This is a genomic window from Blastomonas sp. 34TW, assembly GCF_059803595.1.
This window is the reverse complement of record NZ_JAPFGW010000001.1, coordinates 97929-115093: the sequence shown is the minus strand read 5'-3', so window position 1 is coordinate 115093 and position 17165 is coordinate 97929. Positions and strand designations below refer to the sequence as shown.

The window sequence follows — 17165 nt, the reverse complement described above, 5'->3', positions numbered from 1 at the left end:
CGCACGTTTACTTGCCGAGCGCGGTGACTTCCTGGCCCGCCGGGCTGGTGAAGGTGAAGCCCGACAGCTTGTTCTTGGCCAGCGTGTTGACGAAGGCCTGCGCCTCGTCCGCGCTCTTGAACGGCCCGGTCAGCAGCCGGTTGGTGGCATTGAGCGGCGTCCACCAGCCCTGCTTGCCCTTGAACAGGGCGGGCGAGGTCGTGGTCAGCCGCTTCCATTCCTTGGAAAGGTCGGCGCGATTGGCACCGCCTGCCACCTGCACCCAATAGCGCTTGGGATGCTTGGGCTCGGCCTTTTTCGCAGCCGCAGCCTTTTTCTCGGCTGCCAGCTTGTCCGCTGCCTTCTTGTCCGCCAGCTTCTTGTCGGCCAGCTTCTTGTCTTCCGCAGCCTTCTTGTCAGCGGCCTGCTTGTCGGCGAGCTTCTTGTCCTCTTCCGCCTTCTTGGCGGCAAGTTCCTTCTCGTCGGGCTTTTTCGGTGCTGGCGGCAGCTTGGTAACATCGACCGCATAGTCCGCTGGCGCGAGCTCGGCTGCGGGAACCTGAATGCTGGCAATGACCGACGCCAGGCTGATCCGGGCAGGCTCTGGTGCGGATGGCAGCGGCTGCACGGTCGCCGGAGGAGCCCCAGCGCTGGCCGTCGTGGCACTGGCCGCCGCCGGACTGGAACTGGACAAGATCAAAGGCGCCTGCCCCGGCGCAACGGCATTGGTCGACGTCACTGCAGAGCCTGCAAGCCCCGTTGGCGCTGCCGAGCCTGGCGCGCTGGTCGCAGGCGGAGGGGGCGGCGTCGCGCTCGTCGTTGCCGCTGTCGGATTGGCGACCGAAGTGAAGCCGGGCCGCGGCAACTCTGTCATGCCTGAAAGCACGACCACCTTGTCATCAGGGCCGATCAGCGGGCCCTGCGTTGCCCGATCGCGCGCGGACGATGGTGCTGGCAGTTCCTTGAGGTCAGTGACCCTGACCGAGGTCGCGAGCGCGAGCTGGTTATCCGCCGGTCGGTCAGGCTGTACGCCGGATTGGACGTTGGTCGCCAGGGCAGGACGATCGCCGCCGCCACGTGCGACGTTGGCCGGGGCTGCCGCCGCGTTGCGTGACGCCGCACTGCTGTCGGGCAAGGACTGAACGGTCGCGCGTGATCCGGGCAGCGGCTGAACGGTCGCGCGGGCGGTCTGCACATTCTGGATCGTCTGGATGGTCTGCTGCGATGGCGCCGATGAGGTGCCGCGCCCGGGCATCAGCAGATCGGGCGGCGGCACGGGACCCGGCGCGCGTGTTTGAACCGGGACGGGCTGTGCAGCGGCCTGCGCCTGGGCAAGCGCGATCGCCTCGCGCTCCTTTTTCGAGAGCTTGCCCGGGATACGCCGCTGCGACTTGTCGACCTTTGCCACCCGGCGGCTCTTGGTCTCGGGCGTCGGACCCAGCGGCTCGCCCGCCGGGATCAGCCCTGCATCGGCACGGCCCGAACGGACGCGCGGCGTACCCAGCGATGCATATTGCCGGTTGCGCGGATCGTCCTTGCCCACCGCCGCCGCTGCCGGGAAATGCCCGAAATGTGCCGCTGCAGCCTGTTGTGCCGGGGTGAGCCGGCCCATGAAGCGGAAAAAGGGCTCGATCGACGCGGCCATGCGCTTGGGCATCGTCGCATCGGCAATCGCAATGGCCCCTTCGGCATCGCCCGACACTGCGAGCACGAAGGCGCGGGTGCGCCAGGCCGCAGCGTCGCGCTTGCGCAGCAGCGGATCGAGCCGGGCTTCGGCAGCCGCCCGGTCGCCCGAAATGCCCAGCGACAGCGCATAGCGACGGATGGTCTCGTCATCGGCTCCGCGGCGCAGTGCCAGTTCGTAATCGTCCTGCGCGGCGTTCGAATTGCCGACCAGGTCGTAGGCGAGACCCCGGTCTGCGGCATAGACGGTCTCAGGCACGCCCAGCCTCTTCGCCTCGTCGAACAGGCGCAGCGCTTCATAGGGGTTCTCGTTGAGCAGCAGCGCCGAGCCCAGCCCGGCCTTCACCCGGCCATTGCCCGGCGACATCTCATCGGCGCGCGCGAAAAAGCCGATCGCCGCCTGCGGGTCCTGCAGCAGCAGGGCGGCATTGCCTGCATCGATCAGCGCGTCGATGTCACCGGGATAGAGCGCCAGCCGCTGCAACGCATTCTGCAACTCGCGCGTGCCGCGTGGCTGCGCGACATCGAGCGAGCTATAACCGGTTTCGGGCGCATCGGGCCCTTCCTCCTGCGCCTGGGCAGAGGTGAGCGAAACACTGGCAACCGCGCCAAGCAGAGCAGCGAAACGAAGTTTCCGGTGACGCAAAAACGGGGTCAAAGCCATATCGCCCCGTCAGTCGCGCTTTGCAGGCACGATTTCAAGCGCAGCATACCGGGCATCACGGCAGGGCGTGTGCGGTATTCGGTGGCTTGCGGGAACCAAATGCCCGCCGGGTGCACAGGCACGCGGCGGGCAGCAGGATTACTGGTTGTTCTGGCGGCCCAGGAAGCGCGGGATGTTGAGCGGCGGCGCATCGGCACCGTCGTCATCTCCCTCGTCCTCGCTGCGGGCACCGCCGCGCGACAGGCTCGACATCCGTTCGAACAGGGTGCCACCGCCCGTAGCGACGCGCGGGGCCTTGGCGACCGGATCTGCCGTCTGCGCGGGCGGCGCAACGAACGGTGCGGGCTCCTGCGGCAGTTGGGCGCTCGCGGGATCGAGCAGCAGCTCATCGGCGCCGGCATCGTCGTCGAGCGACTGGGCTGCAACGCCGAGGTCAAGCGCTTCGGGCTCGGCCGCCGCAATTGGCGTGGGCGCCGGAGCAGGGGCGGGTGCCGGGCGCGGGGCCGCGGCGAAGCTGGGTGCGGGCGTCGGCGCAGCAAAGGCGCGCGGGGCGGCCTGGTTCAGCGAGAACGGACGCGCCTCTTCCTGCCCCTGCTGCATCGCATCGCCATCGATGCCGGTGGCGACCACCGAGACGCGGATCTTGCCTTCGAGATCGGGGTTGAACGCGCTGCCCCAGATGATGTTGGCATCGGGATCGACCAGTTCCTTGATATGGTTGGCCGCTTCGTCGACTTCCATCAGGCGCATGTCGTCGCCGCCGGTGATCGAAACGATGACGCCCTTGGCGCCCTTCATCGACACGCCATCGAGCAGCGGGTTGGCGATCGCGCGCTCGGCGGCTTCGAGCGCACGACCGTCGCCCTCGGCCTCGCCGGTGCCCATCATCGCCTTGCCCATTTCGCGCATCACCGAACGGATATCGGCAAAGTCGAGGTTGATCAGGCCGGGATTGACGATCAGGTCGGTGATCGAACGCACGCCCTGCTGCAGCACCTCGTCCGCCAGCTGGAAGGCTTCCTTGAAGGTCGTGTTCGGGTTGGCGACCAGGAACAGGTTCTGGTTCGGAATGACGATCAGCGTGTCGACATTCTTCTGCAGCTCGGCAATGCCCGCTTCGGCAGCGCGCATGCGCCGCGTGCCTTCGAAGGTGAACGGCTTGGTGACGACGCCGACGGTCAGGATGCCGCGATCGCGCGCAGCCTTGGCGATCACGGGCGCTGCACCGGTGCCGGTGCCGCCGCCCATGCCGGCCGCGATAAAGCACATGTGCGTGCCTTCGAGGATCGCCTCGATATCGCCGACGGTCTCTTCCGCTGCCGCACGACCGACTTCGGGCCGCGATCCGGCGCCCAGACCCTGGGTGACATCGGGACCCAGCTGGATGCGCTGCTCGGCGGTCGAGCTGTTCAGCGCCTGCGCGTCGGTATTGGCGACGATGAAATCGACGCCCTCGACGCTGGCTGCGATCATGTTGGCGATGGCGTTGCCGCCAGCCCCGCCGATCCCGATCACCGCAATGCGCGGGCGCAGTTCGTCGACGGTCGGCGGTCCGATGGTGATGCTCATGCCTTAATTCTCCCCTGCTTCATCATTCTGAAGCAAATACCAAAAACCACATTGCACAGATTGATTCGCGAATTCACCCAAAAAATCGGGTTTTTCCACCACTTCCTGCATGCAAGACGACGAACCGCGCCGCATCGTCAGAAATTTCCAACCAGGGCACGCCACAATCGCTGCAGAACAGCAGCGCCAGAATGACGGTGAACCTGCTGATAGCTGGAGGCAACGCTGCGAATATCGACCGGTTCGTCGGCCGCGAACAGCGCCAGTCCCGCCAATGTCGAGAAGGCCGGACCCGCATGTGCATCGGGAAGGCCCGCGATGCCGGTCGGGCGACCGATCCGCACCGTGCGGCCCAGCGCCACCTGCATGTGATCGGCAAGCCCGCGCAGTTCGGCGCACCCGCCGGTGAGCACGATCCGCTGGCCCTGCGCGCCGGTAAAGCCCAGTTCCTTCAGCCCCTTGGTGATCTCGCCGATCAGATAGTCGAGCGGCTGGCGGATCACCGAGACGAGCTGCGCGCGGCTGATCGAATGCTTGTCATCCGTCCTCCCGCCTGCGCCGACCAGCTTGCTGTCCTCTTCGGGCAGACGCAGGTCGATCATGTCGTGATTGTCGCGCGGCGAGGATGTCGCGGCACCATGAAAGCACTTGATCCGCTCGGCCTCCGCCCGGCGCAGCCCGAAGGCGGAGGCGATGGCATCGGTAATGTCCGCGCCGCCGAAGGGAATGGTGAACAACCCGACGAGCATGCCGCCGGCATAGAGCGAGATATTGGTGACCGCCGCGCCCATCTCGACCAGCGCGACGCCGAGCTCGCGCTCTTCCTCGCCCAGCACCGCAGTGCCCGCGGCGATCGGCGCGGCAACGATGCCGCTGACGCCGAGATAGGCGGCCGCGACCGTCTGGTCGATATTGCGCACCGGCGCACCGTCGGCAAAGATCACGTGGATATCGACGCCCAGCCGCTCGGCATGCAGGCCGATCGGCTTCTTGACGCCGGTTGCGCCGTCGAGCGTGTAGAGCGCGGGCTGCGCGTGCAGCACCATGCGACCGCCGGGCTGGATCGTCTCGCGCCCCGCTGCCAGCAGATGGTCGACATCATCCTCGTCGATCCGCCCGCCGCCCAGATCGATCTCGACCCGCGCGATCGTGCTGGTCAGCCCGCCCGAAGTGCAGCCGACATGGACATGGTCGATGTTGAGCCCCGCGATCCGCTCGGCCTGTTCCACCGCTTCGCGCACCGCCAGCTCGGTCGCGGCCATGTCGGTGATATAGCCGCGCTTGACGCCCTCGCTCGCGCGCTGACCAGTGCCCAGCACCAGCAGCTCGCCCGCGTCGGTGCGCCCGATGATCATCGCGCAGACCTTGGACGAGCCGATGTCGAGCGCGCCATAGGTCTTCTCGATCCGGGGGACGGCCGCGCCGCCCTTGCGTGCCTTGCCGCTGCTCATTGGTCGGCTGCCGATGCCAGGGCATCGCCTTCGGGCTTGGCGGGGCTACGCGGACGGCGCAGATAGGCGCGCTCGGGATCGCGCAGGTCGAAATAGGTCACGCCCTTGCCCAGCAGCCGGTTGACCCCGTCCATCCGCGCGAAGTTGATCAGCGCGGCCTGCGACAAATCCTCGCCCTCGGGCAGCGCCAGCACCTCGCCGGTATGGAAGCTGAGGTTCCAGCGTCGGTTGCCGACCCATTCGGCCTCCTTGACCTGCGGGGTCAGCGCGGGCGCGGCGTCGAGCAGCTTAGTGAGATCCTTGATCCGCGTATTGGCGCGCTTGCCGACGATGCGCAGCATCTTCGGATCGATCTGGCCGGGGCTCGGCTCGAGCGCGACGCCCTCGGCATCGACCAGCATCACGCGCCCACGATCCTCCCACACCGCCAGCGGCTCGCGCTCGACGATATCGACGATCAGCGTGTCGGGGAGCTGGCGCGAGATGCGCGCGTCGGCGATCCAGCTGAACCGGGTCAGTTCGCGGCGCAACTCCTCAAGGTCGACCTGCGGCATCGACCGGTCCTTCTGCGCGAGCACGATCTCGTAGACCTTGAGCTCGTTCATCTTGTCGACGTTGCGTACCTCGACCTTCTTGACCTCGAACCCGGCGCGACCGGCGGCCAGCGCCATCTCTTCCTGCACCATGCCGGGAATGCCCATGAACTGGGCGGTGATGACCCCGCCCAGTGCGAGAATGCCCAGGATGCCGATGGTCGCCGCCTTCTGCATCTGCTCTTCGGTAAAGGGCAGACGGGCGAGAAACGCGTTGGTGCGCGAGCGCTGCGGCGTGCGCGGCTTGGCGCGCGTCGCGCCCCGTTTCGCCGATGTGCCGCGCTTAATCCGTGTCGCCATGCCGGGTGCCCCCCAATGCCTGTTCAACGATGATCTCGACCAGATCGGCATAGCTGATGCCGATCGCCGCCGCCTGTTCCGGCACGAGGCTGAGCGGGGTCATGCCCGGCTGGGTGTTGACCTCCAGCAGGTACAGCCCTTCCAGCCCCTTTTCGTCATCCCAGCGGAAATCGGAGCGCGACGCGCCCTTGCAGCCAAGGATGTTGTGCGCCTTGAGCGCCAGCTCCATGCAGCGCTGCGCGATCTCTTCGGGGATTTCCGCCGGACAGATATGCAGCGTCAGCCCATCGGTATATTTGGCGTCATAGTCGTAAAAGCCCGATTTGGTCTGCAATTCGGTGACGCCCAGCGCGCGGTCGCCGAGCACCGCCGTGGTCAGCTCGCGGCCCTTGATGAACGGCTCGGCGAGCAGTTCGTCGAATTCCTGCCAGGGTCCGATCGCGTCGCGGCTGATCGGATCGCCATAATTGCTGTCCGCCTTGACGATGGCGACGCCCACCGACGAGCCTTCGTTGACGGGCTTCAGCACATAGGGGCGCGGCAGCGGATCGCCCGAATACAGGCTTTCCGACCGCACGATATGCCCGCCCGGCATCGGGATGCCATGCGGCACCAGCGCCTGCTTGGTCAGCACCTTGTCGATCGCGATCACCGAGGTCGCCATGCCCGAATGCGTGTACGGGATCTGCATCAGGTCGAGCATGCCCTGCACGCTGCCATCCTCGCCCGGCGTGCCGTGCAGCGCGTTGAACACGATATCGGGACGGATGCCCGCCAGCACCGCAGCGACATTGCGGTCCATGTCGACCCGCGTCACCTGGTGCCCGCGCGATTCCAGCGCCTTGGCGACGCCCTCGCCGCTCATCAGCGACACCTCGCGCTCGGCCGACCAGCCGCCCATCAGCACGGCAATATGGAGCTTGGGCAGGGTCATGAATTCGGCTTTCCTATCCGCTGGATTTCCCATTCCAGCGCGACACCCGATTGCGCGAGGACGCGGGCGCGGACTTCCTCGCCCAGCGCCTCGATATCGGCGCTGGTGGCGGTGCCGGTGTTGATCAGGAAATTGGTGTGCTTCTCGCTGACCTGCGCGCCGCCGAGCATCAGGCCGCGACAGCCCGCCGCATCGACCAGCGCCCAGGCCTTGTGCCCTTCCGGATTTTTGAAGGTCGATCCGCCGGTCTTGCTGCGCAGCGGCTGGCTCGCCTCGCGCGAGGCGGCAATGCGGTCCATCTCGGCCTGGATCGCCGCCGGCGCATCGGGATGGCCGCGAAAGGTCGCCGCGATCACGATCGCACCTTCGGGCAGTTCCGAATGCCGATAAGTGTAGTGCAGGTCAGCGAGTTGCAGGGTCTGGCGCTTGCCGTTGCGCAGCACGACTTCGCAGTCGATCAGGATATCCTTGACCTCGCGACCATAGGCACCGCCGTTCATCCGCACGAAACCGCCGACCGTGCCGGGGATCGAGCGCAGGAATTCCAGGCCCCCGATACCGGCATCGCGCGCGGTCGAGGAGACGAGAATGCCCGAGGCCCCTGCCCCGCAGGCCAGCGTCACGTCATCGATCCGCTCGACCTTAGAGAAAGCCTTGCCGAGGCGAACCACGACACCGGGCACGCCGCCGTCGCGGACGATGAGGTTCGATCCCAGTCCCAAAGCCATCACAGGCACGGACGGATCGAGCGCGGCCAGGAATTGCGCGAGGTCATCGGCGTCCTTGGGCTCGAACAGCCAGTCGGCGGCGCCCCCGGCCTTGAACCACACCAAAGGGGCCAACGGCGCATGCGCCGTCAGCTTGCCGCGTACATCGGGCATGGTTTCAGGACGAGGCGCGGTTGAAATCACGCAGGCACTCTCCGCGAACCAATCGCCGCAGCCAGGCCCGCCGCCCATTTCGTGATATCGCCTGCGCCCAGGCAGATGACCATGTCGCCGTCCTGCGCCTCGGCCGCCAGCAGATCGGCCAGCTCGTCCGGCCCGGTGATCGTACGCGCCTGGCGATGGCCGCGCTGCTTGAGGCCGCTCGCCAGCGTTTCGGCGCTCACGCCCTCGACCGGCTCCTCGCCCGCCGCATAGACCGGCGCGACATAGACGATATCAGCATCGTTGAACGCCTGCTGGAACTCGTCCATCAGATCGCCCAGACGCGAATATCGGTGCGGCTGGACCACCGCGATGATGCGGTTCTTGACCCCCTCGCGCGCCGCCGCCAGCACCGCGCGGATTTCCACCGGGTGATGGCCGTAATCGTCGATGATCGTCACACCATCGACTTCGCCCACCTTGGTGAAGCGGCGCTTGACCCCGCCGAACTTGGCAAAGCCGGTGACGATATCGGCGTCCGCCATGCCCATCTGCAGCCCGACCGCGATCGCGGCGATGGCGTTCTGCACATTGTGGCGGCCCGGCATGGGGAGTTCGATGCCCGTGATCTGGCGGGTGGAGCCGTCGCGCTCGCGCACGGTGACGTCGAAGCGGTTGCCGCCGGGGATCGAGACGACATTGTCGCCGCGCACATCAGCCTGGGCTGAAAAACCATAGGTCACCACGCGCCGGTCCTTGACACGCGGCAGGATCGCCTGGACCTCGGGATGGTCGAGGCACAGGATTGCCGCGCCGTAGAAAGGCACGTTCTGGACGAACTCGACGAACGCGTCCTTGACCCGGTCGAAGCTGCCATAATGGTCGAGATGCTCGGGATCGATATTGGTGACGACCGCGATCGTGCCGTCGAGCCTCAGGAAGCTGCCGTCGCTCTCGTCGGCCTCGACCACCATCCATTCGCTGTCGCCGAGGCGCGCGTTCGATCCGTAATTGTTGATGATGCCGCCGTTGATCACGGTGGGGTCGATGCCGCCCGCATCGAGCATCGCGGCGATCATCGAGGTGGTCGTGGTCTTGCCGTGCGTGCCGGCCACTGCGACGGTGGACTTGAGGCGCATCAGCTCGGCCAGCATCTCGGCGCGGCGGACGACGGGGACGCGGTTCTCGAGCGCCAGATCGACTTCGGGATTGCCGCGCTTGATCGCGGTCGAGGTTACGACCACCGCAGCGTCGCCCAGATTTTCCGCCTTGTGCCCGATCATCACCTTGATGCCGCGCTTGCGCAGGCCCTCGACGACATAGCTTTCGGCAATGTCCGACCCTTGCACCTTGTAACCCAGATTGTGCATCACCTCGGCAATGCCCGACATGCCGATGCCGCCGATGCCGATGAAATGGATGGTACCGATGTCGATTCCGACGCCCTTCATGCTTCCTGTCCTTCAGCTTCGCGGGCCAGGGCCTCGCCGCCCAGGGCCTGGCCCTTGGCGGCGGGAGCCACGCGAATAATGTCTGCGAGCGGCGCGGCGCCGAAGCTCTCGACGAGATCGGCGAGATCGCGCACCGCATTAGGGTAACCGCATTTGTGCGCGGCAAGCGCCGCATTCTCGAGCGCCTGCGGGTCGAGCGCCATCTTCTGGATCTGCTTGGCGAGTTCCTTGGGCGTGAAAGCCTCCTGCCGGATCGAGCGCGCGCCGCCGGCCTTGACCATCTCGCGCGCATTGGCGGTCTGGTGGTCGTCGGTGGCAATCGGCAGCGGCACCAGGATCGCCGGGCGGCCAGCAACCGTCAGCTCGGCGATCGTCGATGCGCCCGCACGGCCGATGAACAGGTGCGACCAGCCGAGCTTTTCGGGCAGGTCGTTCATATAGGTGGCGAGTTCCGCCGGAATGCCATGCTCGGCATATTTGGCGCGGACGCCCTCGATATCCTCCTCGCGGCACTGCTGGACCACCTGGAGGCGGCGGCGCAGATTGACCGGCAGCATCGCCAGGCCATCGGGCACGACTTCGGACAGCACCCGCGCGCCCTGGCTCCCCCCGGTGACGAGCACGCGGAACACGCCATCCTCGAGCAGCGGCGGGTAGTTCTCGCCGCGCAAGCCAAGCACCGCGTCGCGCACCGGATTGCCGACCAGATGAACGCGATCCTTGAGCCTGGGGTTCAGCCGGTCGACCTGCTTGTACGCAGTGGCAATCGCGTTGACCCGGCCTGCCATGAAGCGGTTGACCCGCCCCAGCACCGCATTCTGCTCGTGGATGATCGTCGGGATGCGCGCCTTCTGCGCCGCGAGCAGCGTCGGCAGCGCGGGGTAGCCGCCGAAACCGATGACCGCGCTCGGCTGGAAATTCTCGAACAGGTTGAGCGCCATGGAGCGGCCCGCCCAGATGCCCCTCATGCCGCGGAGCCAGCCGATCGGCCCGCCCGCGATGCGTCCGGGCGGCAGAATGTGCACCTGATCGCCCTCGAAAATGCCGGGGATCTTCGCGCCGCGCTCGTCGGTCACCAGCGCGATATGATGCCCGCGCTGCTGCAATTCGCGCGCAAGCGCATAGGCCGGAATCAAATGTCCGCCGGTGCCGCCTGCGGCGAGCACATAATGGCGTGAGATGGTCATCAGTTCTTCCAGTCCGGTCCGAGCAGGCTGCGGTCTTCGAACGGGTTACGCCGGGTGAGCGACAGCAGCAAGCCCGCGCCGATGCCGAGCGCGATCATCGAAGAGCCGCCATAGCTGATGAACGGCAGCGTCATGCCCTTGGAGGGGAACAATTGCAGGTTCACCGCGATGTTGATGAACGCCTGCCCGCCAAGCTGCGCGGTAAGGCCCGTCACCGCGAGGATGGTGAACAGGTCGCGCTCGTCGAGCAGCCGCATGCAGATGCGCACGATGATCGCAAAATAGACCAGAGCGATGGCGGCGCAGGCGAGCAGGCCGAACTCCTCGCCGATGACCGAGAAGATATAATCGGTATGCGCCTCGGGCAGGTTGAACTTGTGCACGCCCAGGCCCGGTCCGGTGCCGATCAGCCCACCGCCGGTCAGCGTCTTGTGCGCGAACATCACATGGTCATACTCGCCCGCGCCGAACAGCCAGCCGTTGATGCGCTGCGTCGCCACCGGATAGAAGAAATAGGCGAGCGTCATGCCCACCGCGCCCGCACCGACACCAAGGCCGACCACCTGCATCGGCAGGCCAGCCAGCAGCATCAGCGTGAACCAGATGCCGATGAACATGATCGTCTGGCCAAGGTCCGGCTGGCGCATCAGCAGCACCGCGATACACGCGGTGATCGCCATCGACAGCTTGAGCACTGGCAGGCTCGGGTCCTTGACGCGCAGCGAGATGATCCAGCCCATGGTCACCGCATAGGCGGGTTTCAGGAATTCGGACGGCTGGATGCCGATGCCATAGCCGATCCAGCGCTTCGACCCGTTCACGGCATTGCCGAAGATCGGCACAAGGGCGAGTAGCACGAAGAACACGCACGCCATGATGATCGCCAGGCGGCGCGCCTCGCGCTTGGGCAGCATCGAGACCACGAACATGAAGCCCAGGCTGACGATCACCCAACCAAGCTGGCGGTAGAAGAAGTAGAGCGGGCTCAGCGTCTCGGTCGCGGTCGAAAGGCGGCGCGCGGTCGCGGGCGATGCCGCCTGCACCGCGATCAGGCCGATGGCGATCAGCATCATGATCATTGCCAGCAGCACGCGGTCCAGTTCCCAGAACCAGATCGCCAGCTGCGACCGGTCGCTGCGGCCCAGCCTGCGCCCGAGATTGCGCGGCAGCTTGTACGCGCGCTTGCCCGAAAGACCGGTTGCGGGGGCGGTGGCAGCAAGATCACTCATCGCTCGGCATCCTCCTCGTGGTTCGCATCTTCGGCAATCAGCGCATCGACGATCTTGCGGAAGCAGTCGCCGCGCGCCTCGAAATCGCGGAACTGGTCGAACGAGGCACAGGCCGGCGACAGCAGCACCACCTCGCCCGGCTTCGCATTGGCCATCGCGCTGCGCACCGCGTTCGCCATCAGCTCGGCACGGGTCACCGGCATGACCTTTTCGAGCTGGTCCGCGAACACCGGCCCGGCCTCGCCGATGGTATAGGCGTGAACGACATGATCGAAATGCGGCGCGCATTCGTCGAGGCTGTCGCCCTTGGGAAGGCCGCCGACGATCCAGTGGATGCGCGGATAGGCCCCCAGCGCAGGCGCGGTCGAGGCCGGATTAGTCGCCTTGCTGTCGTTGACATAGAGCACGCCGCGATGCTCGGCGGTGCGCTCCATGCGGTGCGGCAGGCTGGAATAGGTGGCGAGCGCCGCGCGGCTGCGCGCCTTGTCGAGCCCCAGCGCATCGACAGCTGCCAGCGCGACCGCGACATTCTGCGCGTTGTGCGGGCCCTGCAATGCGGGCCAGGCGCGCTGGTCTTCGGCCAAGATATCGGCTGCGTGAACCTCGATCGGGTCGGTCAGCGTCGCAGCGATGCCGCGGGTCGGCTCGTCATCGGTGGCGATCACCGCGACATGCTCAGGATCATGCTGCATCGCAAACAGCCGCGCCTTGGCGGCGCAGTAACCGGCAAAGCCCTCATAGCGGTCAAGATGATCGGGCGTGATGTTGAGCAGCACCGCGACATTGCAATCGAGGCTGTAGGTCAGGTCGATCTGATAGCTCGACAGTTCCAGCACATAGATCCCGCCTTCGGGAAGCGGCGGCTGCGACAAGATGGGCAGGCCGATATTGCCGCCCATGATCGTCGGCACGCCCGCCTCGCGGATGATGTGGTGGATCAGCGCAGTGGTGGTCGACTTGCCGTTGGTGCCGGTAATGCCCACCACGCGGTGCGGCGGCAGGCTCGCCCGGGCGAGCGCGAACAATTCGATATCGCCGATGATCGGAACGCCCGCAGCGCGCGCGCGATCGGCCACCGGATGGCGGTTGAGCGGCACGCCGGGGGAAACGATAAGGCCATCGAACCCTTGGAGGTCGATCTCCATCGGATCGCCGATCCGCACCTCGGGGTGGTGCGACACCGCCGTCTCGCGCGCTTCGTCGCGATTGTCCCACACGGTGCACTCGGCACCCGATGCCATCAGCGCATCGAGCGTCGCCAGGCCCGAGCGCGCCAGGCCCAGGATGCAATAGCGTTTCGCGGCAAAGGCGGGCGACGTGATCACCGGATCTTCAGCGTCGCAAGACCGGCCAGCGCGAGCACCAGCGAGATGATCCAGAAGCGCACGACAACGGTCGATTCCGCCCAGCCCAACTGCTCGAAATGGTGGTGGATCGGCGCCATGCGGAACACGCGCTTGCCGGTGCGCTTGAAGAAGAACACCTGGATGATCACCGACATCGCCTCGACCACGAACAAGCCGCCGACGATGCCAAGCACGATTTCATGGTGCGCCGCGACCGCGATCGCGCCGAGCGCGCCGCCCAGCGCCAGCGAGCCGGTATCGCCCATGAACACGGCGGCAGGAGGCGCGTTGAACCACAGAAAGGCAAGGCACGCGCCGATGATGCAGCCGCAATAGATGGCCAGGTCACCCGCGCCCGGCACGTGCGGAATGCCCAGATATGCTGCAAACTTGGCGTTGCCGACCATGTAGACGATCAGCAGGAACGCGAGGCTCGCGATCACCACCGGGAAGGTGGCAAGGCCGTCGAGCCCGTCGGTCAGGTTCACAGCATTGCCGAAAGCCACGATGGTGAACGCGGCGAACGGGATGTAGAACAGCCCCAGGTCGAACGGCGGATAGTTGATGAAGGGCACATAGAGCAAGGTTCCGGTCTGACCCAGGATGACCCAGCTCGCCACGCCGGCGATCAGGAACTCGCCCAGCAACCGCACCTTGCCCGACACGCCCTTGTGGCTCGCCTTGCGCACCTTGTCGAAATCGTCGAGAAAACCGATCAGCCCGAAGCCCAGCGTCACGCACAGGCACGCCCAGACGAAAACGTTGGTCAGGTCCATCCACAGCAGCACCGAAATGGTGAGCGAAATCAGGATCATCAGCCCGCCCATGGTCGGGGTGCCGCGCTTGGCGAGGTGCGTCTGCGGGCCGTCGAGACGGATCGGCTGGCCCTTGCCCTGGCGCATGCGCAGCATCAGGATGAAGCGCGGGCCGATGATCAGACCGATGAACAGCGCGGTGACGATCGCCGCGCCCGAGCGGAAGCTCAGATAACGGATGAGGTTCAGCGGCCCTTCAAAATCCAGATATTGCGCCAGCAGATACAGCATCAAACCCCCTCCCGCGACACGGCGGATGCGGCCGGCGATGCTGCCAGCGCGCGCACCAGTGCGGACAATCCCACGGAATTGGACCCCTTGACGAGCAGGGCATCGCCATCGCCCAAAATGGCCGTCAGCGCGTTCAGCGCCGCATCGGCGGCGGGCACATGCGCGATTGTGCCCCGCCACTCAAGCGAATTGGCGAGTACATCGGCCAAGGGTGCCATTTCGTCGCCGACCAGAATGACATGATCGACCTTGGCCGCGAGGATCGGCGCGGCGAGCCCTGCATGATAGCTGTCCGAGGTCTCGCCGAGCTCCTTCATCGCACCGAGTACGGCGATGCGGCGGCTGGCCTGTTCCTGTCCGAGCAGTGCCAGCGTCGCCGCCATCGAGGCTGGGTTGGCGTTATAGGCCTCATCGATCAGCAGCGCACTGCCGCCATCGGGCGTCGCAACCTGCACACGCTCGCCGCGACCCGACATGCCAGGCAGATCGGCGAGCGCGAGGCCAGCCACCGCCAGATCGCCGCCTGCCGCGTCGACCGCGGTCATTACCGCGAGCGCGTTCATCACCCAGTGCTCGCCCGGCGCGGAGACGCGGAAGCACAGCCGCGCCTCGCCGATCTCAGCAGTGACCAGCGATCCGCCTTCGGGCGCGCGGATCGCATCGATCAGCCGGGTTTCGCTGTCCGGCTGGCTGCCGAAGCGGCGGATGACATGGGCGCATGCCTGCGCAGCGGCATAGAGGCGCGGATAATGGCGGTTGTTGTGCGGCACGATCGCGGTACCGCCGGGCTCAAGACCCTGGAAGATCTCGGCCTTGGCATCGGCAATACCTTCCTCGCCATTGCTGAAATTGCCGATATGGGCAGGCGCGATCGTCGTGATCATCGCGATATGCGGGCGGACGATGCGGGTCAGTTCGGCCAGCTCGCCCGCATGGTTCATGCCCATTTCGAACACGCCGAACCTGGCGTCGCGCGGCATGCGTGCCAGGCTCAAGGGCACGCCGACATGGTTGTTGTAGCTCTTGACCGATCGGTGCACCGCGCCCGGGGCCATGCGGTCGAGCGCGTGGAACAGCGCCTCCTTGGTGCTGGTCTTGCCCGCCGATCCGGTCACGCCGATGACCGTCGCGCCGGTCCGCGCGCGCGCGGCATGCCCTAGCGCGGTGAGCGCGGCGGCGCTATCCGCCACCAGCACATGCGGGTGATCGACCGGCTGCTCGCAGATCACGCCCGCCGCGCCTGCCGCCATCGCGCGGTCGATGAACAGATGCCCGTCGGTCGCCTCGCCGCGCATCGCGATGAACAGGTCGCCCGGCTGGATTTCGCGGGAATCGAACGCGACGCCGGTCACCTCGAACTCCGCCGAGGCGGTGCCGCCAGTTGCCTTCGCGAGCTCGGAGGACGTCCAGAGGCTCACGCGGCGCACTCCCGCGCAACCTGGACGTCGTCGAACGGCAGCACACGGTCTCCGACGATCTGACCTTGCTCATGGCCTTTCCCGGCGAGCAGCACGATATCGTCCTTGCCCGCCATGGCGATGGCAGCGGCAATCGCCTCGCGCCGTCCGCCGATCTCGGTCGCACCGGGCGCCGCGGCCATGATCGCGGCGCGGATGCTGGCGGGGTCCTCGGAGCGCGGATTGTCGTCGGTGACGATGACGACATCGGACAGCTCGGCCGCCACCTTGCCCATTTCGGGGCGCTTGCCGGCATCGCGGTCGCCGCCCGCACCGAACAATGTGATCAGCCTGCCCGAGACATGCGGGCGCAGTGCGGCAATCGCGGCGACCAGACCATCGGGGGTGTGGGCATAATCGACATAGACCGGCGCGCCTTCGCGGGTGATGACCGCGCGCTCGAGCCGTCCGCGAACCGGCTGCAGCCGCGCCATATGGTCGAACACCTGCGCCGGCGTGCCACCCGATGCGATGACGATGCCGGCGGACACCAACGCATTGGCCGCCTGATAGGCGCCGATCAGCGGCAGGTTGACCTTCACCTGCTTCCCATCATGCTCGAGCACCAGTTGCTGGCCGAGCTGGGTCGGGGTGCGGCTTACGAGCGTGATCGCCTCGCCGCCCTCGCCCACCGTCATCAGCTTGAGCCCGCGCGCGTTGACGCGATCGATCACGCGTGCCGACCATTCGTCATCGGCCCAGACGACGAAATGGCCGTCCTCGGACACGACCTCGTCGATCAACCGCATCTTGGCCTCGAAATAGGCCTCCATCGTGCCGTGATAATCGAGATGATCGCGGCTGAGATTGGTGAAGGCGCCCACCTGGACCGGCAGTCCTTCGGTGCGGAACTGCGACAGGCCGTGGCTCGAGGCCTCGAAGATCGCATGGGTCACGCCCTCGCGCGCCAGGCCGGACATGTTGCCGAGGAACGTCACGATATCGGGCGTAGTGAGCCCGGTGGACGCCTGATCGACCGAGGTGGTGACGCCGAGCGTCCCGATCGAGGCAGCGTTGTGCCCGGCCATGCGCCAGAGCTGCCGGGTCATCTCGGCGGTCGAGGTCTTGCCGTTGGTGCCGGTGACGGCAGCGACGTGTGCGGGCACGGGGGTGAAGAAGCGCGCGGCGATCTGGGCAAAGGCGCGGCGGGGATTGGCGTCGGCGATGTGCACCGCGCCCTCGACCTTCGCACTGGGCGCAGCGACAATGGCGATGGCGCCGGCAGCAACGGCATCGGCGATGAAATCCTCGCCGTTGAAACGGGCACCGGCAAAGGCACCGAAGACGGTGCCGGGTGCGACCTTGCGGTGATCGATGGCAAATCCGGTGACAGTCCGCGCCGCATCGTCGCCGGAAAGACCCGAAGCCAGTTCACCCAATTTCATTGCACGTCCCTTTTGCCGACCC

At 66.5% G+C, this 17165-nt stretch carries 13 protein-coding genes; all 13 read right to left on the bottom strand.

The window, feature by feature from the left end; translation table 11 throughout:
* Window positions 1-7: 7 nt before the first annotated feature.
* On the bottom strand, window positions 8-2326 hold the full coding sequence (locus OPU69_RS00555; RefSeq protein ID WP_498508893.1) for an SPOR domain-containing protein: 2319 nt from the start codon (window positions 2324-2326) through the stop codon (window positions 8-10).
* A gap of 138 nt (window positions 2327-2464) precedes the next feature.
* Window positions 2465-3895, bottom strand: coding sequence for a cell division protein FtsZ (gene ftsZ, locus OPU69_RS00550; protein ID WP_060978569.1), 1431 nt, complete (start codon window positions 3893-3895; stop codon window positions 2465-2467).
* Window positions 3896-4032: 137 nt separating this feature from the next.
* Complete coding sequence (gene ftsA, locus OPU69_RS00545) at window positions 4033-5346, bottom strand: cell division protein FtsA (RefSeq protein WP_197418000.1); 1314 nt, start codon at window positions 5344-5346, stop codon at window positions 4033-4035.
* Entirely contained in the window at window positions 5343-6239 is an 897-nt protein-coding gene (locus OPU69_RS00540; RefSeq protein WP_498508892.1) for a cell division protein FtsQ/DivIB, read from the bottom strand. The genes ftsA and OPU69_RS00540 overlap by 4 nt, the downstream gene beginning before the upstream one ends.
* Window positions 6223-7173, bottom strand: coding sequence for a D-alanine--D-alanine ligase (locus tag OPU69_RS00535; RefSeq protein WP_498508891.1), 951 nt, complete (start codon window positions 7171-7173; stop codon window positions 6223-6225). Before OPU69_RS00535 ends, OPU69_RS00540 begins: the two co-directional genes overlap by 17 nt.
* Window positions 7170-8054: a UDP-N-acetylmuramate dehydrogenase gene (gene murB / locus OPU69_RS00530; RefSeq protein ID WP_498508890.1), complete on the bottom strand. Its 885-nt coding sequence runs from the start codon at window positions 8052-8054 to the stop codon at window positions 7170-7172. The genes OPU69_RS00535 and murB overlap by 4 nt, the downstream gene beginning before the upstream one ends.
* Before the next feature lie 26 nt (window positions 8055-8080).
* Window positions 8081-9493 carry a UDP-N-acetylmuramate--L-alanine ligase gene (gene murC / locus OPU69_RS00525; protein ID WP_060978565.1) on the bottom strand — a complete coding sequence of 471 codons (1413 nt, stop codon included), beginning with the start codon at window positions 9491-9493 and terminating at the stop codon, window positions 8081-8083.
* Window positions 9490-10680 carry an undecaprenyldiphospho-muramoylpentapeptide beta-N-acetylglucosaminyltransferase gene (gene murG / locus OPU69_RS00520; RefSeq protein WP_060978564.1) on the bottom strand — a complete coding sequence of 397 codons (1191 nt, stop codon included), beginning with the start codon at window positions 10678-10680 and terminating at the stop codon, window positions 9490-9492. Before murG ends, murC begins: the two co-directional genes overlap by 4 nt.
* Entirely contained in the window at window positions 10680-11909 is a 1230-nt protein-coding gene (locus tag OPU69_RS00515; protein WP_208597939.1) for an FtsW/RodA/SpoVE family cell cycle protein, read from the bottom strand. The genes murG and OPU69_RS00515 overlap by 1 nt, the downstream gene beginning before the upstream one ends.
* Window positions 11906-13234 (bottom strand): UDP-N-acetylmuramoyl-L-alanine--D-glutamate ligase, encoded by a 1329-nt coding sequence (gene murD / locus OPU69_RS00510; protein ID WP_060978563.1) that lies wholly within the window; start codon window positions 13232-13234, stop codon window positions 11906-11908. Before murD ends, OPU69_RS00515 begins: the two co-directional genes overlap by 4 nt.
* Window positions 13231-14301: a phospho-N-acetylmuramoyl-pentapeptide-transferase gene (gene mraY / locus OPU69_RS00505; RefSeq protein ID WP_498508887.1), complete on the bottom strand. Its 1071-nt coding sequence runs from the start codon at window positions 14299-14301 to the stop codon at window positions 13231-13233. The genes murD and mraY overlap by 4 nt, the downstream gene beginning before the upstream one ends.
* Complete coding sequence (locus tag OPU69_RS00500) at window positions 14301-15719, bottom strand: UDP-N-acetylmuramoyl-tripeptide--D-alanyl-D-alanine ligase (RefSeq protein WP_060978585.1); 1419 nt, start codon at window positions 15717-15719, stop codon at window positions 14301-14303. The genes mraY and OPU69_RS00500 overlap by 1 nt, the downstream gene beginning before the upstream one ends.
* Complete coding sequence (locus OPU69_RS00495; RefSeq protein ID WP_060978561.1) at window positions 15716-17143, bottom strand: UDP-N-acetylmuramoyl-L-alanyl-D-glutamate--2,6-diaminopimelate ligase; 1428 nt, start codon at window positions 17141-17143, stop codon at window positions 15716-15718. The genes OPU69_RS00500 and OPU69_RS00495 overlap by 4 nt, the downstream gene beginning before the upstream one ends.
* Window positions 17144-17165: the final 22 nt, after the last annotated feature.